Consider the following 19,406-nt stretch of genomic DNA (forward strand, 5'->3'; position numbering starts at 1 on the left):
CCTCATTTCTCGTCGAATGATTCAGCGCAGCAGGTAGCCGCGCTCCTCCAGCGTACGGCGCAGGTTCTCACGCCCATCCATGTAATCCAGGCCCGTACTCACCACGACGGAGTGGCTCCATGTCTTGTCACGCAGTCCGTACTCGGCGCGGAAGGCCTTGAACGCGGTCTCGTAGTCCTCGATCCACTCCTCGACCGGCCGTGTCCGGTAGCGCTCGCGATGCAGCACGACGTCCTGTGCCGGACGGGGATGCACCGCACTGGGGCGGTGCGGGTCCGGGGTACCGACGGCCATGCCGAACACGACGTAGGCGTACGCGGGAAGTCCGATCAGGTCGGAGAGCTCCTTGGCGTGGTTGCGCAGCGAGCCCAGGTACACGCCTCCCAGGCCGATCGCCTCTGCCGCCACAAGACCATTCTGGGCGGCCAGGGCCGCGTCGACCGACGCCATCAGGAAGGCGTCGACGTAGTCGGTGACGACGGGCTTGCCGCCCTGCTCGACACTGATCGCGTGGCTGCGCGACATGTCCGCTATCCACAGCAGCACGCTGGGGGCCTGGGCGACGAAATCGAACCCGGTGAACTCCGCGCCGTGTGTCAGCCTTGCGAGTTCGGCCTTCGTCTCCGGGTCCGAGACGGCCACGAGACTCCACTGATGGAGGTTCGACGACGTGGACGCCGACTGGGCGGCCGCCACCACCGTCTCCAGAGCGCCGTCGGGCAGTGGCTCGTCGGTGAACGCGCGCACTGAGCGGTGCGCGAGCAGCGCTTCGATCTGCTCGTTCCAGATGATGTTCGCCGGCGCCGCCTGCTGCCCGTAGCGGGCTTCCAGGAGTGCGTCGCGCTGTGACGAGTCAGTCATGGCTGTCCTTCCGTTATCCGAATCAGATTCGGTTAAGGCAACCAGGGCCATGCCGAGTCCATTCCCCGATTTCCTGACCGACCGTCAAGAAGCTACAAGTGCCGCGCTGGTGTCACACCTGGCCCACCGCACTCCCGCCGCGTCGAGGTCAACTGTGTTTCGCAGTCGGCGGCCTGTCGGTCGGGCAGCACGTCGATGCGCGCGCCTGTTTCGGCGTCGATGACGATCGTGGCGTACCGGTCCGGCGGCGCAGGGCGAAGTCGTCGACACCCCTACCACTCTTGGGGTCCGCACCGCTGGTACGTGGATGCGCCGCAGCAGCCGCAGGGCGGTGGCGAACGACACGGGCGTGGCCAGTGACCGGGTGAGCCGGGGGGGGGCCGCCCGGCCGCACGACTCCTTCACCACCTTGCAGACCTGGCCGGTCAGCCGTGTGGTGCGGCGCTGGAGACGTTCCAGCAGCCCGGGGACCTGTCCACGGAAAGTCTGTCTTCGGCATCCCAGGACCGGACACACCGTGCCCCGCACACCGGACAGGGCAACGAAAAACCCCGGGTTCAGGCCACGACCCGGATCACCTCACCACCATCCACCACCTCCTCGATGACCAGCGACGCAAGCCCCGAAAACACTGTCCCCGCAAAGGAGTTGACGTCGCGCATGTCATGTCAACGAGACTCGCCACACCCCGTCACACCCCGTCACCACCGACTATGGAACGGAGCCGTTCCTGCCGTGGGCGGGTGACGGCACCGGCCCGCACAGCTATGTGGCATCCGTTTCACGAGCAGCGGTCACGGCGTAGTCGGTCGGGGTCCGGCCGTAGTACTTGCGGAAGGCGCGCGCGAAGTGGCCACTGTCGGCGAACTGCCAGCGGGCGGCTATCTCCGTGACGGTCATGCGCCGGTGCGGTGCGACGAGCGCGCGGCATGCCTCCTCGAGGCGGCGGCGCCGGATGTAGCTGCTCAGCGGTCGCCCTTCCCTGGCGAAGGCCCGTTGGAGCGTACGCGGGGAGACGTTCAACTCCCGGGCGAGAGCCGAGGGGGACAGGGCGGGGTCGGTGAGCCGGCGGTCGGCCAGGTCTCGCGCGGCTTGGGCCAGGGCCGGCGACAACAAGGGCTCCACGTCGTCCAGGCCGCCCCCGGCTGCGGCCCGGGCCAACTCGGCCAGAGTGCTGCGGGCGGCGTCGGTCCCGGCCGGCCCGAGACGGTCCAGCATCCGGCCCACCATGGTGGCGTGCGCCGTCAGCAGCCGCACCTCGGCGGTGTCGGCCGGACGGGAGGCCGGCCCGGCCCGTTGGGGCCGCACCTCTGCGGCGGGCAGGACAAGTACCTGCACGACGGTGCGTGGCGCCGCGGAGAAGTGGGACAGACTTCCCGTCTGTACCAGCAGGCGGCCGGCCGGTGCCGTGTGCTCGGCCCCTCCCGGTTCACCAAACCGCCAGGCCCCCCGGTGGACGATCCACAGGCGTACGTGATCGTCGGCCCCGACCCGTCGGCCCCCCGTCCGCAGGGCGGCCGCGGTCTCGAAGCGGTTGAACATCATGTCCCGCACCCGGAACCCGCGGGAGCGCGCCGAGAACCCGGACACGGTCGTCCGGCGGAAGGGCGCCAGGGCGAAGGTCTCGCCCATCCTGCTCCGCCACTCGTGTGCGAAGACGCTGAAGGCGTTCGCACCGCTCACGTCCGCCGAGAAAGTACCGCTCATCGTTGTCGCGAATCTCCCGTTCGAGCTGACGCACCGGTCCGAGGCGCCGGGACCACACGCTTCCTACCCTTGTTCCGGCATACATCGAAGATCCGACATCCGCGGTCCGGAATGTCGATACAAGGGTAACGAGGTGGCGAAATTGAGCACGCTCGCGATCGTGGGCGCAGGTCCTCAACTCGGGCGCGCGATCGGCCGGCGGTTCGCCGTCGAAGGGGTCGACGTGGCGCTGATCGCCCGCAGCCGCACGACGCTGCAGGCAGTGGCCGACGAGTTGTCCGACACGGGCGTGCGGGCCGAGGTCTTCCCCGCCGACGTGACCGACCGTCCCGCTCTGCACGCCGCGCTCACCGCAGCCGAGGAGCGGCTGGGACCGATCGACATCCTCGAGTACTCGCCCGCGCCGTCCCCGGCCGACCTGCGCCGGGCGCCGCTGGTCGAGGCCACGAAGGTCACCGTCGACTCGGTTCTGGCTCAGCTGGACCTCTATCTGCTCGGGGGCGTGGCGGCGGTGCAGCACGTCCTGCCCGGCATGCTGGAACGCGGCACGGGGACGATCCTCGTCAGCAGCGGGGCGGGATCGGGGCCGGTGATCGCCCCGCACGTGGCGAACGTCCAGATCGCCACCGGCGGGATGCGCAACTGGATCCTCAATCTGCACGCGGCGCTCTCCGGCACCGGCGTCTACGCCGCGCACGTGGCGATCGCCGCCTACATCGGCCAAGGGGGCCACGACTCCCAGCCGCAGACGATCGCCGACGCCTACTGGCGGCTGCACACCGGACGCACCGAAGCAGAACTGGTCATCCAGGATCTGCCGGACGACTACCTGGACCGGGGACTGGCCGACAAGTTCGTCGAGCCCTGAGGCGCCGGCGGCTGCACGGCCGAAGCACGCGGAGAACGGTGACAAGGGACCGGGCGTGGGAGTTCCCGTCGACGGGCGCCGGTCTGCTGCCCGGCGCAGGCGTGGTTCACGGCCCCGCGGCCCGGGAGATCGCCAGACTCGCCCTGCGCAGCGCCGTCACGGCCGCGGTACGGGGCCCGCCCTCATCGGGGGCGACCAACGACAACGCGCCCAGTGCGTCGCCGCGGCGGTTCAGGATCGGGGCGGCGACGGTCGACATGGCGGTGGGCCCGGAGCGAAGGGGGTTGGGTACCGTCACGGCGCAGACGCCGTCCGTGCGTACGGTGGCCAGGAGCCGGCGGACGCAGGCCGCGTCGTCCGCGCCGGCCAGCGCTTCCATCCGTATGCGCCCGGGGGCGTGCGCCAGCAGGGCGATGCCGATGCCGGTCCCGATGAGGGGGAGGCGTCCGCCGACCCGGTACTTGACCGCCGCCGCGCCCCGTGCGGACAGCCGCTCGACCAGAACCGCCTCGTCGCCTTCGCGCACGGCGAGGAGGATGTGCTGGCCGGTGACCCGGTGCAGGTCCTGCATGAACGGCAGCGCGGCGGCGCGCAGTCCGTGGCCGCGGGGTGCCAGCGAGGCGATCTCGAGCAGTTGCAGGCCGACGACGAAGTCGCCGTTGTCGAGGCGTTCGAGGGCTCCTACGTCCGTCAGCTGGGCCGCGATCCGGGAGGTGGTGCTCTTCGGAAGGCCCGCTCGGGCCGCGAGTGTGTGGAGTGCCAGGCCCTCGCCTGCCTCGGTGAAGGCACCCAGGACCCGGAAGGCCCGCTCCAGGACCGGCTCACCGTGCAACGGCCTGCCTGAGCGTGGGACTTGGGCCGGTGTTCCACTCATCGGAACCGGCGGTGCGCGTCGTCTGCCACGGTTCGAATAATAGCTCTGTGACGTGCCCACCCGGTGAGGGCGGGCGCCGGCTCTGATCACCGGCGCCGGGCCGCGGGAAGCGCCGTCCGCCCGTAACGACGGGCAGCACAGACCGAGGAGACCACAATGGTGACCAGCCCCGCGCTGCGCGACGTCCACGTCCCGCACGCCTACCCCGAACAGCAGGTCGATCTCGGCGAGATCACCATGAACTACGCCGAGGCCGGTGACCGGGGCCGGCCCGCCGTGCTGCTGATCCCCGAGCAGACGGGGTCCTGGTGGTCGTACGAGGAAGCGATGGGCCTCCTCGCGGAGCACTTCCACGTCTACGCCGTCGACCTGCGGGGCCAGGGACGCAGTAGTTGGACCCCGAAGCGGTACAGCCTCGACAACTTCGGCAACGACCTGGTCCGGTTCATCGCCCTGGTGGTGAGGCGGCCCGTCGTCGTCGCGGGCAATTCCTCCGGCGGCGTCCTCGCGGCGTGGCTGTCGGCGTACTCCATGCCCGGTCAGATCCGCGGCGTCCTGTGCGAGGACCCGCCGTTCTTCGCCTCCGAACTCGTCCCCGCACACGGTCACTCGGTCCGGCAGGGGGCGGGCCCGGTGTTCGAGCTGTTCCGCACGTATCTCGGCGACCAGTGGAGCGTGGGTGACTGGGAGGGGTTCCGTCGCGCGGCCGGCGCCTCGGCGTCGCCGATGGCGCGGTCCTTCGTGGCGGACACGATCCCGCAGCACCTGAAGGAGTACGACCCGGAATGGGCCCGGGCCTTCTACGAAGGGACCGTCGGGCTGAACTGCCCCCACGAACGCATGCTGAACCGCGTCAACACGCCGGTGCTCCTCACGCACCACATGCGCGGCACCGACCCGGAGACCGGGAACCTGCTCGGGGCGCTCTCCGACGAACAGGCCGCGCAGGCCAGGCGGTTGTTGGAATCGGCAGGGGTGAAGGTCGACTACGAGTCGGTGCCGGACGCGTCACACATGATGCACCAGTCCGACCCGGCGCGGTACGCCGAGATCCTCACGCCGTGGGCGGCCGCGCTGGCCCCGTGACCGGGCGCCGAGCGGGCAGGCGCGGTCGGGCCTCGCCGCAGCTCCACGGCCGGGGGCTCAAACCCGCGGCCAGGAGATGGCGGGTCTCTTTGTCACCAGCCCGCAGGTGAACTCCGCCGTCTCCAGGAGCCGGCGCGTCAGCCGGACCCCGGTGACGTGGTGCGCCAAGGCGAACTTGGCCCGGGTGAGGCTCTTCACCTCGTCCTCGTCCTCGTCCGCGTCCGGGCCTTCCATCGGCCCGAATCCCACCTTGCGCATGACGTCGAGCAGGTCGTCGGGGTGGCTGCCTCCACGGCAGTAGGGTTCCTCGTCGTAGGACATCCGGACGGACCCGCCCACGTACGAGTAGAACGGCCCCACGGGTGAACCGTTGGCCATGTGGGAGACCTCTTCGAAGGCGTGGTCCTCCGGGCGGTACAGCTCGATCGTCCACTCGCGGAGCGCGCTCAGCCCCGGTCACCGCCGTCTCGGCGGTGACCGGGGCTGAGCCTTCCGTTCCCCCAGGAGTTCCTCCGGGGGGCAGTCTGCACGTGCGACGGCCAGCAGGGCGACTGCGGGCAGCTCGTGGTGCCGGGCACACCCTGTGCCGAGACTGCATCGCCTGGCCGCGCTGTGCCAACGGCTGCGGCCGAGTCCTCGACCCGGAGACCGGCCGCGTGGAGTGCTGTTCGTGCGCGGGCGTGCTCGGGTTGTCGGGGATGGCCGGCGGCCCGCCGCCGTTCTGACACATCCAGCCTCCGGCGCCTCGGGGCGGTTCACCGGTGGCGGCGTACGGGAGCGGGGGCCCCGTACGCCGACGGCGGCCGCGCGGAGACGGCCGCGTCAGACAACGGGCCTCGCTCGCCTGGTCAGGCACTGCGGGTCATGTCCCACAGCTGATTCGTGTTTCCGTTGCACGACCACTGGATGACGTTGGCGTTGTTCGCCTTGTTGGCCCCCTGCACGTCCACACACTTCTTCCGGGTGAGCGGCTTGGTGTAGAGCGGCGTCCGGCTCAGACGGCCGGGGATGAAAGCGAAGGACTGATTGGTGGCTCCCACACAGGTGTACTGGTCGATGTTCGCCCCGTTGGCGCCGCTGGCGCCGTGCACCGTGAGGCACCTGCCACTGCCGATGTTCTGCAGGACCACAGACGCCAGCGCCCCGTCGCCGCCGGTCATCACCATGCGCCACTGCTGGTTCCGGGCGCCGACGCACTGGTACTGGTTGACGTTCGCGTTGTCTGCGCCACTGGCCCGGTAGACCGTCAGGCACTTGCCGCTGTGCTTGTTGACGAGGTACCTGACCGTACTGTCCTGCGCGGCAACGGACCGCTCAGGCCCGGTGTCTGCGGCGCTGCTGCTCGGTGTCGAGCGTGCCCGCCAATGAGCGTGGCTCGGCCAGGTCGGCGTGCTGCCACGCCGGCCCCGGCCGGGAAAGCATGTGCCGGTCGGGTGGAGTACGGCCCAGGAGACGCAGCTCGGCGATACGGCCGCCGGTGCGGGCTCGGAGAAGACCGGACAGTACCGCTGACCCGATGAAGCCGGAGGACCCACCCTGTCATCGCCACGCGAAGCAGTCTCACCCGGTTGCCCCGTTCCGGTCGTTGGGAATGGTGAGTCGCCCGATGACTTCGGTCGGCGCGAAGGCGGGCAGCAGGCAGTGCCACAGGTCGGCGATGAGTGCGGGCAGGTCGGCCCAGTTGCTGGCCGCCTGGGACATGATCTGGGTGCCGGTGAAGGAGGCCACGACCAGGCGCGCGGCGGCCGTCACGTCGACGAACGGATGGAGCTCCCCCCGAGCGTGGGCCTCGACCAGCTCCGAGCGGAACTGGTCTACCCAGTAGTCGTAGATGGCGAACTCGCGCAGACCTTCCTCGGTGGTGTCCACGGCCAGCCGGATTCCGGCCCGCAGCAGCGTGTTGGTGCGGATCTCGGTCGCCAGATGCCCGGTCATGTCGAGGACCTGCTGCAGGCCCGGTTCGGTCCGGGGGAAGTGGACGTCCGTGGCCTGCTCCAGGATGACGGCTCTGGCCAGATCTTCCTTGGACTTGAAGTGGAAGTACATGGCACCGGCGGTCAGCTCGGCCCGGTCGAGGATCCGGTTGATGCTGGCTCCGGCGTAGCCGGACACGTCGAAGACCTCTGCTGCTGCCCGCAGAAGTTGCTCGCGCGTACGGATCGCCCGCTCCTGCTTGGCTCGTTCTCGTTTGTGCTGTGTCACCGGATGCTCAGATCCCTCGACTCTCTCGACAAATAAAAAGAATGACCTCTATGTTAGCCGCAGGCCTCAAGGACTCCGGCTGGAGCCTCGAGCGGACCGCGCTGCGCAGCGAACCGACAGGAGCCGAGATCGAGCTGCGTTTCAGCACCACCGACGTCAAGTACCGCAGCATCCCGGTGCGGAGATCGATGACTCCTTCGGGGGTGCACAAGGCGTGTGGCCGGGCGTCCAGAAGGGAGGCACTGAGGACCATTCCGGGTGCGGACCTGGCTTGTTTCAGCATGGCGTGCATTCCCGCGGTCGACAGCGCGCGACGCCGGTTGCGCTCCAGCGCGGAGGCCGTGTACCGACCGTGAGGGTCGGTCGTCGCGAACGCCTCGGCCATCTCGCCGGCGGCCCACAGCACGGCGTCGTCCCCGTCGCTCTCCCAGCGATAGCCGGACTACCGGTACCAGCCGAGGCCCGGCACGTAGCGGCAGGTCCTTCCGTGCAGGGCGACGAACAGCTTGGCGTTACCCCGGTCGCTGAGACTGTCCGGCAGCAGTCCGCGCTCGGACGCCCCGTCCGGGCGGGTCACGCGGAGCCCTGCGGTGCGATGCGAGGACCCGTCGGTCATCAGGGGCCGAGCCCGCCGGGTCGCTTTCAGGGACTCGCAGTTCGAAGCACACAAGCGGGTCCCTTCAGCGACTCAAGCGACTCAAGTTCGGGATGTGTGGCCCCAGCTGCCGGCCCGTCGGCCCTGGCCCTCCGTGCCCGGGTGGGCGTATGCCGTCATCGCACTTAAATATAGAGGGTGTTCTTTTTGTTGTCGAAGGCTGTCCCGGCCCCGGTGCATCGGTGATGCCGTGCGTCCACTGCGGGGCCTTCGTCCGCCCGCCGCCCTCCCCGGTGCGGGAGGAGCGTCAAGTCGTGGGAGCCGCAGCCGGGTTCTGACGCATGCCGCGGGGCGCCAGGCAGTGGACGCGGGGCTCGGGCGGAGCACTCGGGATGCGGCAGTTGCGCACCGCGTCGACGTAGGCGGCGACGGCGTCCCTGTTCCGGATCAGGGACTGGATGCGCTCCGTCATCTGGTCGCGCTCGAGCTCCAGCGTCGCGATCATCTCGGGGGTGGCGTTCGCGAGGTGGATCGTCCGGGGCTGGTGCAGGCACGGGAGGATCTCCTTGATGATCCGGGTCGGCAGCCCGGCCTCCAGCAGACCCCTGATCTGCAGGACCCGGTCCACCAGGGCGTCGTCGTACTCGCGATAGCCGTTGGAGGAGCGCTCCACGGCGATGAGCCCTTGCTCCTCGTAGTAGCGCAGCAGCCGGCGAGGGGTGCCGGTGCGCTCCGACAGCTCTCCGATACGCATGTGATCGACCTCACACCTCTTCGCGTTGACCTTCACACATGTGTGAAGCCCTGAGCATTCACACCATGTCAATTAGCGAAAAAGAGGCCGCCGTTGCTCCCGGAGCGGTGAGCGACACGGAAAGGCCCCAAGGACTGCCCATGCTGGCGCTGCTCGCGCTGGCCACCGCCGTCTTCATCACCAGTCTCACCGAGACCCTGCCGGCCGGTCTGCTGCCCGCCATGAGCCAGGATCTCGGGGTGAGCGAGTCCGCGACCGGGCAGACCGTGACGATCTACGCGCTCGGGACCGTGCTGACCGCGATGCCGCTGGCGGCCGCCACCGCCGGGTGGCGGCGCAAGCGTCTTCTGATGACAGCGATGGCGGGCGTCGCGGTGGCCAACACGGTCACGGCCGTCTCGGAGGTGTACGCGCTGACCATGGCCGCACGCTTCGTGGCGGGCGTTGCGGCCGGTCTGGCCTGGGCGCTGCTGGCCGGCTACGCACGGCGCATGGCGCCCCCGCATCTGCAGGGCAAGGCGATCGCGATCGCCATGGCCGGCATTCCGCTCGCCCTGTCGCTGGGAGTCCCCGCCGGTACCTTCCTCGGCAAGGTGATCAGCTGGCAGGCGGCGTTCTTCACCATGACCGGCCTCACCGTGCTGCTTCTGGTCCTGATCGCGGCGCGTGTTCCCGACTACCCGGGACAGCGGGCCGGGGGACGCACCTCGATGATGGGTGCCCTCAAGGTCCCCGGCGTCATGCCGGTCCTGGCCGTGACACTGATCTTCGTGCTGGCCCACACCATCCTCTACACCTTCATCGCCACCTTCCTGGACAGCGTGGAGATGGGCGACTCCACCGACCTCGTGCTGCTGGTCTTCGGCGTGGCCTGCCTGGTGAGCATCTGGGTCGTCGGCGCGCAGATCAACCACCGGCTGCGCGGACTGATGATCGCCGCGACCCTGCTGATCGCCGTCGCCGCCGCACTGCTGGCCGTACTGGCCGACAGCCCGGTACTGGTCTACGCCGCCGTGGTGCTGTGGGGTCTGGGCTGGGGCGGCGCGCCCACTCTTCTGCAGACGGCCGCCAGCGACGCGGGCGGGGCGGAGCAGGGCGACAATGCCCAGGCCATGCTGGTGACCCTGTGGAACGTGGCCATGGCCGGTGGCGGAATCGCCGGTGGAGTCCTCCTCGACGCGGTCGGCGCCGGTTCCTTCCCGTGGACCATCCTGGTGCTCCTGGCGCCCGTTCTCGTCATCGCCCTGGCGGCCCGAAACCACGGCTTCCCCGCCAAGCGTGCCGCCGTCGACTCGTGAACACCGACCCCGCACGCCGGGCGTCCCCGGCGGACCTCACCGCAGGGGACGCCCGGCCGGGGTGCCGCCCCGGAGCGGTTCGGTGATCGCCCGTGCTCATCGGAGAGCTCTCGCAGCGCACCGGCACCCCGACCCGGCTGCTGCGCTACTACGAGGACCAGGGCCTCATCCGGCCGCACCGCAGGCCGGGCGGTTTCCGTGAGTACGCCGAGGCGGACGTCCGGACCGTACGGTGCATCCGCACCCTGCTGGCCGCCGGGATCGGCACCCTCACCATCGCCGAACTGCTGCCGTTCCTGCTGGGCGACGCGCGGATAGAGGAGTCGGGATGCCCGGAGCTGCTCCCCGAGCTGTACCAGGTCCACCGGCGGGTCAGCGACGCCATAGCGAACCTGCTGGCGGCACGTGACGTGCTGGACAGCGTCATCGCCGCCGCCCGCAGCCTGAACTAGGCCGCACCGGGTGCCGACCGTTCCGCCGGCCCCGGCGCCGCCTGAGAGACCGCCGGCGCCCCGGTTCGCGGCCGCCACGACGGCGGCCGGCGAACCGGGGACAGTGGCGGCGACCGTCCCGGCGCTACATCCCCCGGGCGCGGGGACGAAGGCTTGCATCCGGTGGGTTTTCCGCCCGCCGGATGCAAGCGCACACCGCCTCGGCGCCCGACAGCACGTCGGAGCCAGAGCCCTGCCGCGACGGGTGCCCGGCCGCGAGCCGGGTTCAGCCGTGACCGCCGCGGCCGTGACCGCCGTGGCCGCGCTCGTACTGCGCGAGCAGGGTGCGCAGACGCCGGCGCCCGCGATACAGCCGGGAGGAGACGGTTCCCGGCTGGATGCCGAGCATCCGGGCTATCTCCTGATACGACATGCCCTCGACGTCGGCCAGGTAGACCACCCTGACGAAGTCCTGCGGGGTGTCCCGCAAGGCCCGAAGCAGCTCTGGGTCCGGGATCCTGCTCAGGACCCGGGCCTCGGCGGACGCCAGGGAGGCGGCGTCGTCGCCGACGACGCCCACCATCTGCCAGTCCTCGAGATGGGGCGTCGGGGAGCGCGGCGGCTCCGTCTGCTTCTTGCGGTAGGACGTGATGTAGGCGTTGGTCATGATGCGGTACAGCCAGCCCCACAAGTTGCTCCCGGGCTGGAACTGGTGGAAGGACCCGTACGCCTTGGCGTAGGTCTCCTGCACCAGGTCCTCGGCATCCTGCGGATGCCGCGTCATCCGCAGGGCGGCGCGTTCCATCCGACGGTGGTAGGCCAGAGCCTCCCGTTCGAAGCGGCGGGTGCGCTGCTCGTCGCGCTCGTCGTGCTCCCTGCCGGAAGCGGGCTCTTCACACGGGGCAGCTGTCGTCGTGGTCATGGCGAGGCGTCCTTTGCCGTGCCGCATCAGGTGCCGGCGGTTCGGGCGAGGGTGAGCGCGCCGCGGTGTGCGTCGCGCGTCAGGTGGCTGTAGACGCCGGCAGCCGACGCCATCGTCATGTGGTGGTGCCAGCCGGGGAACGACCGTCCCTCGAAGTCGAGCAGCCCGAAGTCGTCCTGGAGCCTTTGCAGTGCGACGCGGGTGAGGTCCGGCCGCTGCAGCAGTGCCAGAAGCTGGTCCACTCGGCGGTCCACGAGGTTGGTGATCCAGTAGCGGGTGGCACGGCGCCGGCCCGGGGAGTGCTCGGCCAGCAGGCGGAACGCGCCCAGCGCACCGACACCGAGGGCACCGGGCAGGCGAACGAGAGAGCGGGAGACGTCCACGTGCCGGGCCCTCCCGTGGGGTCCCTCGGCCACCGCGAAGGGATGCCGGGTGCCGATGCCGCGCAGGTGCTGATGGGCGCTCACCGGCTGCTGCCCGAGGTGCCCCACCCTCGTACCCCGGTCGGTCCGTCCCACGGGCAGGACCCGCTGGTCGGGTCGGACCTCTATGAGGAAGTCCCTTTCGCGCAAGGCGAGGTGGAGAGCCAGCCGCGCGGTGTCCGTGGCGGCTCGCCGGTCCACGACGAGCGGGGCGGAGGCGGAGAGCCGCAAGGAAGCGAGGCGGTCGCACAAGTCCAGGACGTGCGCCCACACCGGCTGTGCGCCGACCGTCGACGGGATGCGGGCGCGCAGGCGCCTGCGCGGGTCGCCGGACCAGTTCTCGTCCAGCAGGAGTTGCCAGTCCACCGGCACGCTGGCCGTCGCAGAGGTGAGGAACAGCCCGATTCCGACCTGGCAGTTGAGCGTGCGGCCGGTCTCGGCGACGAACCTGCGGTGCACCCCGACCGTGTGTTCACCGCGCTTCTCCGCCAGCACCACGCCGATGGTCCAGGCGTCATTGGGCAGGTGTGCGGCGGCCTTGCGTGCCAGAGCGGCCCGCGCGTCGTTCCAGTCCCAGGGGCTGGCGCTGATGAACTGCTGCAGGGCCGGGGAGGCGCCCGGCGCGGTGGTGGCGGCCCGGGCCATGCGCTGGATGGTCTTCTTGCCCTGCACGGTCAGCAGCCCGTGCAGATAGGCGCCGGCCCACCGGCGCTGGTCACGCCGGGGCAGGCAGCCGAAGACGTCGTCCACGAAGCCGGTGAAGTCGGCGTCGGCCCCGCTCGGTCCGCAAGCCCAGGGCTCCGGCCCCGGGTGGTGTACGGGCATGTTGGAGATCCCCTCGGTGAGTCCGATGGCCGGTACGTCCTCAATAAAAGATACAGAATGTTTGCTATGTTTCTAGTCCGGGGCCGGTCGGCCTCTCCTACTTCGGCAAGTCTGGGAACGGATCACTTGCGGGCCGACGCAAGCGTCGGTCCTCGGGCGCGTTGCGTAGAGGCCCTCTTCGACCCACCGGTTGACCGGGCCTCAGCTGACGCAGCAGCAGGAAGGCATGGCTGGTCGAGTCTGTGGCTCAGGCAGCACACACGCACCTGCACGATCGGCACCTCGCCATCGTGGTGGACCGATTCATGGCTGAGGTGTTGATATTGCTTTCCGCCGGGCCACCGATGACAGTGGACGTAGGGCACGGCCGGGTGATCAAGGTGCGAGGACTGTCACGAACACTGAAGGCTCTTGCACCGAGGCAACCACCACTGAAGGCCCCTCGCCGACCCCGCGCAACCGCTTGAACCGCACAGACTCCCAGCGATGCCGGCATGCCCGCGGCGAGTAATTGCCAATGGTCGTGGATGAGTTGAGCTCGCTCAGGCGGTGATGGGCACCTGTCCTTCTTCCCGGCATGCCCGGATACCTGTGCGAGGATCGCGGCGTGAACGATCTACGCTTCCGTCTCGCTGACGATGCCGATCTCGTCTCCGTCGTTCGTCTGCGCGACGACGCGGCCCGCTGGATGCTTGCCCAAGGTGTCACTGGCCAGTGGCAGCCTGGTGAGCTGGGCGAGGATCACTTCCGCCGGATCATGAAGAGCGGGGAGGTGTGGTTCGCGGAGGCCGCCGATCGTGTGGTCGGGGCCTGGGAGCTCTGGTGGGAGGACGAGGACGCCTGGGGGCCGCAGCCGCCGACGGCCGGCTACGTGCACCGGCTGATGGTGGACCGCGGAAGTGCCCCGGCCGGGACAGGACGGCAGCTTCTGCGAGTCGCGGAGCGACGCGTGGCCGAGGCGGGCCGACCGTTGGTTCGCCTGGACTGCCTGGCCACCAACGCACGCCTGAGTGCGTACTACCTCAACGCCGGCTACCGGGTTGTGGGACACAAGGAGGGCAAGCGGCAGCCGGGCGGTACGCCCAAGTCGTTCACGCTCCTTGAGAAGTCCGTACGGGATGACTTGAGGTAGGCGAGGAGGGCCTCGGGCGCTCAACGAGTTGGCTGCGTTCGATGCCAGTGTGCGGTCCAAGCTGGAGCCGCTGCGCGGGTGCGCGCCGCCCGCCTTGAGGCCTTGGCGGACCTGGCTTGCGCGGCCTGGACAATGACGTACTCGACCCTGTGATCGTCACCGGCTGCGCCACCCGCACGCACAAGCTCACTGTCGGCCAGAAGACCGCCAACCGCGTCCTCGCCGTGGGACGCGCACCGGTCGAGCACGGCTTCGCCCACCTCAAGAAGTGGCGGATCCCGACAAACCCCGCACCGGTCCGGCCCGCGCCACCTGTCTCCTGCGGGCTCTGCTTGTCCTGACGAACCTCGAAGTCAACCGCTGAGGGATCCACTCAGCAGGCGGGCTGAGTGGTTTCCAGGTCCTTGAGGAGGCTGGAGTGGGTCGGCTGCCACCTCGGAGCCAATCGCTGACGTTTCAAGTTGGTGGAGGCTCAATGGAGGACACGATGACTGGCGGCTTGAAGTGGATCGGGCAGCACACCTTCGAGCCGCCGACGCGTGGCAGTACGCGACGTCCCGCGGCCTTTCATTGAGCGCGGAGGTGCGCATCTGACGCCCTGCATGTACGGGACTTCGGGAGACTGGGCGTACGTGCTGGAGCGGGGCCGCGTGACGGCGCGGTGGCAGCGCCACCGGAAGTCCATCGCCCAGCGCTTCGTCCTCGGCGTGACCGGTGGCACCGGATCGGGATGCGTCACCCGGCTCGTCCTGTACGTTCAGCACGGCGTCTGACCCGGGACTGGGGCTGGCACGCCGTGTTGTACGCCCGCGCCGTGCCAGCCCGCCCCATTGCTTCTACGCCCCCAACCCGGCCGCGAACGCGCCGGCGTCCAGCCGCCGAAGCCCGGCCTGAACCGTGCCGCCGTGCGCACGCCGCACACCGCACACCGCACACCGCAACCTCGTCCTGCGGATCGTCGGCGTACCCCTGCGACCGTACGCGCTCCTCCCCCGCACCTGACCCTGGCAGCTGGCGCGGTCGCGGATTCGTCAACTGCGGCCACACCGAACCCGAGTTCGTCCGGCACATGATCCAGAACTCCTTGCCTTCCCCGGTGCCGCCACGTGTTTACTTGGCGCATGACCGACAAGATGAGTCACAGCAATGTCCACCTGACCACGGCTCCCGCTCCCGGCGCCGAGATGGTCGAGCCGTACGGAGGTGGGACGGGATTTCGGTTCAAGATCCGCAACGTGAAGATCGATGGGCGGGCCGACGTGGTGCACGTCCGCGGAGGAGGTTCGCACGAGGTCACTTTCGACCTGCTGCACGACTGCTCGGAGTGCGGCAACGCCATCAACCAGGTGATCGTCGGCCTGGCGGGCCAGGACCAGGCCCAGGCATCGGTGTGGAGCGGCAAGCAGCGCAGCGGGGGCGGCGTGAAGGTGGTAAATCCCGGCACGCGCGTCAAGGCGCTGGCGGAGGACAACCCGGGTCCGGCGCAGTGGGTGAACGTGTCGTGCGACGTCGTAGTCCCCGACGAACCCGGCGTCTACTCGGTTCGAGCACGTTACGCCCAGGCGTATCAAGGACGCCTGATGACTGCCGAAGGACGTGCCGTCCCGCAGGCGGAGTACCAGGACGTGCTGGGGTGGTGGAAGGTCGACCGTCCGGAAGGCCCGGGCCCGGAATCGACCATAGGCACCATCGTCGTCGAGGCGTGAAGCTGCTGGTCAGCTTTTTCGGCCAACTCCACGGCCTTGACCGGGCCCGGCCCGGTCAAGCCGCCGACGTCGATCGCGTCCCAGCGGCGGACCCGCCCGCCCCTCGCCGCTCGCCTCGCGCCGCCAGGGACGGGCCCCGGGGAGCACGCCCCCAAGGGCAGCGTGAACGAGCTGAGACCGGCATGAACGGACCCGGGAACCGGTGTTGCCGTCAGAGTTTTTGACAGCGGTGATTTCAGGGGCTGCGGCACATCGGAACGCAAACCGGCGCCAAGCGGCGAAGAGCCAGGCCGACGGACGCTCCTGATCGGCCCTCAGCGAGCCGCCGCTTCTCGTAGCGTGTCTCCTGTCAGAGGGTGAGCACGTGGACGCGGGGACCACGTGGTGGATCCTGTATCGGTAGGGCTGTTGATGGCGTTGGCGGGTGGTGCCGGAGGCGAGGCCGGGCGACAGGCGTAGGGGGCTGAGCACTCTGGTACGGCGCCCCTTCCGCGGCGTCGGAGAGACTTCGGAAAGCTCGTCGGCAACGTCCGGTGAAGGAGAGCTGAGCCGGTTGGAGGAGGCCCCGCCGATCAGCCGCGCGCCCAGGCGCTGGGCGAAGCCCTGGCCGCACGAGCGGCAGCAGACGGCGATTTCCGCTCAGACCTGGGCCAGTGGCACGAGCCGGCCATGACGTTGCGCGTCGGCGAGGGCAGGACGACCAACCACATCAGCGGCGGCACGTTCCATGGGCCCGCGGTGCTGGCCGAGAACATCTCCGGAGGACTCACGTTCACTACGCCCGCCTCCGGCAGCACTTCACCACGGGACGGCGAGGGAGATCGTGGTCCGCATTTCCAGTGAGGAGCCGAGGCACCCCTGACAGGGCCGGTTCTCGGCTGCCCGCGCTCGAAATCCGCTCAAGGGCCGGCCGGTGGCTCCCCCGCCACGGCATGTGCGCGGTCGTCCTCCCCCATCGCGCGAAGAAGAGCGACGAGATCCCTCTTGGCGTGCAGGGTGTCGGGGTGGTCCTCACCCAGCACGCGCCGGTACCGCAGCAGGGTGTCCTCCCAGACGGCAAGGGCAGCCTGATGATCGTCGAGACGCCGGAGGAAGATCACGAGATTGGATGCCGCGCGCAGTGTGCGGGGATCGTCGGGGCCGAGCGCGAGGCGGCTCCGCCGCACCACCTCCTCGCACTGTCGCCGGGCCTCTTCGTGAGCACCGAGCGCGGAGAGGCACCCGTTTAGGTTGCTGGCGACGGTCAGGGTCAGGGGATCCCCCCAGCCCACCGCCCGCTCGCAGCGCGGGAGAAGGTCCGCGAACAGATCCCTTGCCTCAGCGTATTTCCTGAGGCCTACCAGGCACCCGGCGAGTCTGTTGGCCGCCGGCAAAGTGTCCGGATGGTCTTCCCCGAGCGTTTCGCTCCAGGCTGCTCTGACCATGCGGCCGAGGGCCGCGCCGGGTTCGTGCTGGCCGGACAGCTGGCCGGACACGTACGCACTACTGCGTCCACTCGTACGCGTGATCGGAGACGAATTCGGCAAAGGTGCGCGGCGGACGGCCGGTCAGTTCGAGCACCGCAGTGCTGACCTGGTCTTCGCGTCCCTCCTTGATTCCGCGCTCGACGGCGGCAAGGGCGTCTGCGAACGCGGTCGGCATTCCGGAGGCACGGTGGGCGGCAGCCTGTTCCTCCTCCGTAATACGCTCCACCCGGACCCGTCTGCCGGTCTGCGCGGTGATGATCTGCGCGGCCTGTGGATAGCTCATCCCGTGCGGCCCGGTGATCAGGTAGTCACTTCGAGCGTCCACCTCCAGGTCAGCCAAGAGCGCGGCAGCACTGGCCGCGATGTCCCGCGCGTCAACCCACCCCAGTCTGCCGTCACCGGCTGCCGTACGGATCTCGCCTAGTCGATGGATGTGCTCGGCCAGTGGGTGCGGGCGCAGGAAGTTCTGCATGAAGCCGGACGCGCGGAGTACGACTCCTCCGGGCTGAGCCTGAACCTGAGCGGCCATCTCCACGGCACTGGGCGCGTTCGGCAGAACGATCGCGGAGCCGAGCATCACGAGGCGCTGGACACCGGCCCGCTGTGCTCGGCGCAGGAACGGCTCGACCAGTGGCAGCGGGTCCACACTCTCCACCGGCGGAAGCAGGAAGACCCGGTCCATCCCGTCGAGCGCAGGTCCGTATGTGGTCGGGTCATTCCAGTCGAAGCGGATCGGATCGGGGTCGGCTGCGGCTGGGTTCCGGCTGGCGACCCGGGCCTGCACACCGGCGTTGCGGAGCACTTGCACCAGCACCTTGCCGGTCTTGCCGGTCCCTCCGGTCACGAGTACTCCGGGCATCAGGCGTCCTTCCTTTCGAGCGAGTCGATCAGCCCGGCGAGAGTCCCGGCAGCGGCGGCCGCCGACAGCGGGCTCCAGTAGTCCCGGAACAGAGCGATCCGCCCGTCGCGGACCGTGAGAACCACGATGTAGTCCAGGAGGTAGGGCTGGGAGGTGGCCACGGTGCGGCCGGTGGCCGTCCACTCCACCACGACGGTGTCCGTTCGATCCGTGGGCCGCACGGTGAGCGCGGCCACCTCCTTCATGTCCATCAGCTCGGGATAGTGAGCGAGGTAGGCGCGTACCTCCTCACGTCCGCGGAGAACGCGAGGGGAGCTCCCGGCTGCGAAAGGGAACTCCGCAATTCCGTCAGGGGCCCACAGATCTGCCACGGCATTCATGTCTTTGGCCAGCAGCAGGTCGATCATGCGGCGAAAGGTCTCCTCAGGCGTGCTGTGCACCATTCCTCCTCGTAGTCAACAAGCAGACTGGATCACCATGCACAGCAGAAGTGCGGGCGCGGAACGGACGGCTAAGCCCCGGACCAGCAGTGCGAGGCTCAGCCGTCCCTCCTGTGACAGCATGGAAGAGTGAGCAGCCAGGAACTCGCAGACTTTCTCCGCCGCCGCCGCGAGGACCTGCGACCAGAAGACGTGCAGGCCGAAACGACGCTTCCACCAAGCCGGCGCGCCCGTCGCACACCCGGATTGCGCCGCGAAGAGGTAGCCGCCCTGGCGCGGGTGTCAGTGAGCTACTACGAACGACTGGAACAGGCACGGGCACCCCGGCCCTCACCGCAAGTACTGTCCGCGCTGGCGACGGCTCTCCAGCTCACTGACGCGGAGCGTGACCATCTGGCCCGCCTGGCCGGACAAGTGCTGCCCGCAGAGAACGACGGCGCGCCGGAGCACGTGCCCGAGGACGCCCAACAGCTGCTCGGGAGAGTCGACGGCATCCCTGCCTACATCGTCAACGACCGGCAAGACATCGTCGCCTGGAACGCAGCAGCTGCAGCTCTGATTACAGACTTCTCTCGTCTCACACCCGACGAGCGCAACCTCACACGTATCTCAACGAGATTCCGTGGCACCCTCTGCACCGGCGCGCCCGGTTCGGAGTCTGAATTCTCTCAGCAAGTAGCCGCTCAATTGCGCGCGGCCAGCGTTCTGTACCCGACAGACAAAGTGCTCGCGGAGCTGATCAACGAGTTCGCGACCCACGATCCAGACTTTGCGAGCAGCTGGCGCAATCATGCTGTGCGCCCCATACCCGGCGTGCAAAAAAGACTGCATCACCCGACACTGGGCGAGCTCGAAATCGACCGGCACACCCTCAGCCTGCCCGGCTCAGGTTTCTCCTTGGTGATGTACACGGCAGAAGTTGGCAGCCCCAGCGCCGCTGCACTGAAGAGCCTTTGAG

The 19,406-nt window shown here is 69.3% G+C and carries 23 protein-coding genes and 1 pseudogene; 9 read left to right on the forward strand and 15 right to left on the reverse strand.

What is annotated here, in order from left to right; translation table 11 throughout:
- Positions 1-21 precede the first annotated feature (21 nt).
- The 3 genes and pseudogenes from R2E43_RS00225 to R2E43_RS00235 form a co-directional block, all read right to left on the reverse strand.
- Entirely contained in the window at positions 22-861 is an 840-nt protein-coding gene (locus R2E43_RS00225; RefSeq protein ID WP_332055758.1) for an NADPH-dependent oxidoreductase, read from the reverse strand.
- 149 nt (positions 862-1,010) lie between these two features.
- Positions 1,011-1,523, reverse strand: a pseudogene (locus R2E43_RS00230) (ISL3 family transposase); the annotation flags it as partial.
- A gap of 103 nt (positions 1,524-1,626) precedes the next feature.
- Entirely contained in the window at positions 1,627-2,568 is a 942-nt protein-coding gene (locus R2E43_RS00235) for a helix-turn-helix domain-containing protein (RefSeq protein ID WP_189285396.1), read from the reverse strand.
- Positions 2,569-2,710: 142 nt separating this feature from the next.
- Here R2E43_RS00235 and R2E43_RS00240 point away from each other — a divergent pair, with 142 nt between their 5' ends.
- A complete protein-coding gene (locus R2E43_RS00240; protein ID WP_003971351.1) occupies positions 2,711-3,436 on the forward strand; it encodes an SDR family NAD(P)-dependent oxidoreductase in 726 nt (241 codons plus the stop codon).
- A 106-nt stretch (positions 3,437-3,542) separates the two neighbouring features.
- Here the strand turns inward: R2E43_RS00240 and R2E43_RS00245 are convergent, their stop codons facing one another.
- On the reverse strand, positions 3,543-4,310 hold the full coding sequence (locus tag R2E43_RS00245; protein WP_003971352.1) for an IclR family transcriptional regulator: 768 nt from the start codon (positions 4,308-4,310) through the stop codon (positions 3,543-3,545).
- Positions 4,311-4,466: 156 nt separating this feature from the next.
- Between R2E43_RS00245 and R2E43_RS00250 the strand changes: the two genes are divergently transcribed.
- On the forward strand, positions 4,467-5,396 hold the full coding sequence (locus R2E43_RS00250; protein ID WP_189285394.1) for an alpha/beta fold hydrolase: 930 nt from the start codon (positions 4,467-4,469) through the stop codon (positions 5,394-5,396).
- Between the two features lie 57 nt (positions 5,397-5,453).
- Here the strand turns inward: R2E43_RS00250 and R2E43_RS00255 are convergent, their stop codons facing one another.
- The 6 genes from R2E43_RS00255 to R2E43_RS00280 all read right to left on the reverse strand — a co-directional run bounded on the left by R2E43_RS00255 (position 5,454) and on the right by R2E43_RS00280 (position 8,947).
- Complete coding sequence (locus R2E43_RS00255; protein ID WP_332057094.1) at positions 5,454-5,846, reverse strand: DUF6461 domain-containing protein; 393 nt, start codon at positions 5,844-5,846, stop codon at positions 5,454-5,456.
- 398 nt (positions 5,847-6,244) lie between these two features.
- Entirely contained in the window at positions 6,245-6,931 is a 687-nt protein-coding gene (locus tag R2E43_RS00260) for an RICIN domain-containing protein (RefSeq protein WP_332055759.1), read from the reverse strand.
- Positions 6,932-6,956: 25 nt separating this feature from the next.
- Complete coding sequence (locus R2E43_RS00265) at positions 6,957-7,598, reverse strand: ScbR family autoregulator-binding transcription factor (protein ID WP_332055760.1); 642 nt, start codon at positions 7,596-7,598, stop codon at positions 6,957-6,959.
- A 7-nt stretch (positions 7,599-7,605) separates the two neighbouring features.
- Positions 7,606-7,983: a hypothetical protein gene (locus R2E43_RS00270; protein ID WP_332057095.1), complete on the reverse strand. Its 378-nt coding sequence runs from the start codon at positions 7,981-7,983 to the stop codon at positions 7,606-7,608.
- Between the two features lie 57 nt (positions 7,984-8,040).
- Positions 8,041-8,175 carry a hypothetical protein gene (locus R2E43_RS00275; RefSeq protein WP_308428317.1) on the reverse strand — a complete coding sequence of 45 codons (135 nt, stop codon included), beginning with the start codon at positions 8,173-8,175 and terminating at the stop codon, positions 8,041-8,043.
- A 325-nt stretch (positions 8,176-8,500) separates the two neighbouring features.
- Positions 8,501-8,947, reverse strand: coding sequence for a MerR family transcriptional regulator (locus tag R2E43_RS00280; RefSeq protein ID WP_319119878.1), 447 nt, complete (start codon positions 8,945-8,947; stop codon positions 8,501-8,503).
- 65 nt (positions 8,948-9,012) lie between these two features.
- Here R2E43_RS00280 and R2E43_RS00285 point away from each other — a divergent pair, with 65 nt between their 5' ends.
- Positions 9,013-10,245: an MFS transporter gene (locus tag R2E43_RS00285; RefSeq protein WP_332055761.1), complete on the forward strand. Its 1,233-nt coding sequence runs from the start codon at positions 9,013-9,015 to the stop codon at positions 10,243-10,245.
- Positions 10,246-10,337: 92 nt separating this feature from the next.
- Entirely contained in the window at positions 10,338-10,697 is a 360-nt protein-coding gene (locus R2E43_RS00290) for a MerR family transcriptional regulator (RefSeq protein WP_332055762.1), read from the forward strand.
- A 265-nt stretch (positions 10,698-10,962) separates the two neighbouring features.
- On the opposite strand, the gene R2E43_RS00295 is transcribed toward R2E43_RS00290, so the two are convergent.
- Complete coding sequence (locus R2E43_RS00295) at positions 10,963-11,598, reverse strand: sigma-70 family RNA polymerase sigma factor (RefSeq protein ID WP_332055763.1); 636 nt, start codon at positions 11,596-11,598, stop codon at positions 10,963-10,965.
- A gap of 26 nt (positions 11,599-11,624) precedes the next feature.
- On the reverse strand, positions 11,625-12,845 hold the full coding sequence (locus R2E43_RS00300; RefSeq protein WP_332055764.1) for an IS701 family transposase: 1,221 nt from the start codon (positions 12,843-12,845) through the stop codon (positions 11,625-11,627).
- A 577-nt stretch (positions 12,846-13,422) separates the two neighbouring features.
- Here R2E43_RS00300 and R2E43_RS00305 point away from each other — a divergent pair.
- From R2E43_RS00305 to R2E43_RS00320, 4 genes are all read left to right on the forward strand, one after another.
- Positions 13,423-13,977 (forward strand): GNAT family N-acetyltransferase, encoded by a 555-nt coding sequence (locus R2E43_RS00305; protein WP_332055765.1) that lies wholly within the window; start codon positions 13,423-13,425, stop codon positions 13,975-13,977.
- A gap of 116 nt (positions 13,978-14,093) precedes the next feature.
- On the forward strand, positions 14,094-14,318 hold the full coding sequence (locus R2E43_RS00310; RefSeq protein ID WP_319119874.1) for a hypothetical protein: 225 nt from the start codon (positions 14,094-14,096) through the stop codon (positions 14,316-14,318).
- A gap of 261 nt (positions 14,319-14,579) precedes the next feature.
- Complete coding sequence (locus tag R2E43_RS00315) at positions 14,580-14,750, forward strand: hypothetical protein (RefSeq protein ID WP_168715366.1); 171 nt, start codon at positions 14,580-14,582, stop codon at positions 14,748-14,750.
- A gap of 348 nt (positions 14,751-15,098) precedes the next feature.
- The gene (locus tag R2E43_RS00320) at positions 15,099-15,683 is read left to right on the forward strand and encodes a hypothetical protein (RefSeq protein WP_011031898.1); all 585 of its coding nucleotides are present in this window, start codon (positions 15,099-15,101) and stop codon (positions 15,681-15,683) included.
- Between the two features lie 899 nt (positions 15,684-16,582).
- Here the strand turns inward: R2E43_RS00320 and R2E43_RS00325 are convergent.
- From R2E43_RS00325 to R2E43_RS00335, 3 genes are read right to left on the reverse strand one after another with little or no spacing between them, the layout of a single operon-like run.
- Complete coding sequence (locus tag R2E43_RS00325) at positions 16,583-17,158, reverse strand: tetratricopeptide repeat protein (protein ID WP_332055766.1); 576 nt, start codon at positions 17,156-17,158, stop codon at positions 16,583-16,585.
- 7 nt (positions 17,159-17,165) lie between these two features.
- Complete coding sequence (locus R2E43_RS00330; protein ID WP_003971365.1) at positions 17,166-18,008, reverse strand: NAD(P)H-binding protein; 843 nt, start codon at positions 18,006-18,008, stop codon at positions 17,166-17,168.
- Positions 18,008-18,451 carry a nuclear transport factor 2 family protein gene (locus tag R2E43_RS00335; protein WP_319218323.1) on the reverse strand — a complete coding sequence of 148 codons (444 nt, stop codon included), beginning with the start codon at positions 18,449-18,451 and terminating at the stop codon, positions 18,008-18,010. Before R2E43_RS00335 ends, R2E43_RS00330 begins: the two co-directional genes overlap by 1 nt.
- A 126-nt stretch (positions 18,452-18,577) precedes the next feature.
- Between R2E43_RS00335 and R2E43_RS00340 the strand changes: the two genes are divergently transcribed.
- Positions 18,578-19,405 (forward strand): helix-turn-helix transcriptional regulator, encoded by an 828-nt coding sequence (locus R2E43_RS00340; RefSeq protein ID WP_332055767.1) that lies wholly within the window; start codon positions 18,578-18,580, stop codon positions 19,403-19,405.
- The last annotated feature ends 1 nt before the right edge of the window (position 19,406 follow it).

Origin of the sequence: Streptomyces violaceoruber (assembly GCF_033406955.1) — a bacterium.
GTDB lineage: Bacteria > Actinomycetota > Actinomycetes > Streptomycetales > Streptomycetaceae > Streptomyces > Streptomyces violaceoruber.

Bases quoted from the DNA above. Each gene is read 5' to 3' on its own strand.
- R2E43_RS00225 (WP_332055758.1), bottom strand. From the start codon at position 861: ATGACTGACTCGTCACAGCGCGACGCACTCCTGGAAGCCCGCTACGGG.
- R2E43_RS00235 (WP_189285396.1), bottom strand. From the start codon at position 2,568: ATGAGCGGTACTTTCTCGGCGGACGTGAGCGGTGCGAACGCCTTCAGC.
- R2E43_RS00245 (WP_003971352.1), bottom strand. From the start codon at position 4,310: ATGAGTGGAACACCGGCCCAAGTCCCACGCTCAGGCAGGCCGTTGCAC.
- R2E43_RS00250 (WP_189285394.1), top strand. From the start codon at position 4,467: ATGGTGACCAGCCCCGCGCTGCGCGACGTCCACGTCCCGCACGCCTAC.
- R2E43_RS00270 (WP_332057095.1), bottom strand. From the start codon at position 7,983: ATGGCCGAGGCGTTCGCGACGACCGACCCTCACGGTCGGTACACGGCC.
- R2E43_RS00280 (WP_319119878.1), bottom strand. From the start codon at position 8,947: ATGCGTATCGGAGAGCTGTCGGAGCGCACCGGCACCCCTCGCCGGCTG.
- R2E43_RS00285 (WP_332055761.1), top strand. From the start codon at position 9,013: ATGTCAATTAGCGAAAAAGAGGCCGCCGTTGCTCCCGGAGCGGTGAGC.
- R2E43_RS00295 (WP_332055763.1), bottom strand. From the start codon at position 11,598: ATGACCACGACGACAGCTGCCCCGTGTGAAGAGCCCGCTTCCGGCAGG.
- R2E43_RS00300 (WP_332055764.1), bottom strand. From the start codon at position 12,845: ATGCCCGTACACCACCCGGGGCCGGAGCCCTGGGCTTGCGGACCGAGC.
- R2E43_RS00305 (WP_332055765.1), top strand. From the start codon at position 13,423: ATGCCCGGATACCTGTGCGAGGATCGCGGCGTGAACGATCTACGCTTC.
- R2E43_RS00315 (WP_168715366.1), top strand. From the start codon at position 14,580: ATGTACGGGACTTCGGGAGACTGGGCGTACGTGCTGGAGCGGGGCCGC.
- R2E43_RS00320 (WP_011031898.1), top strand. From the start codon at position 15,099: ATGACCGACAAGATGAGTCACAGCAATGTCCACCTGACCACGGCTCCC.
- R2E43_RS00330 (WP_003971365.1), bottom strand. From the start codon at position 18,008: ATGCCCGGAGTACTCGTGACCGGAGGGACCGGCAAGACCGGCAAGGTG.
- R2E43_RS00335 (WP_319218323.1), bottom strand. From the start codon at position 18,451: ATGGTGCACAGCACGCCTGAGGAGACCTTTCGCCGCATGATCGACCTG.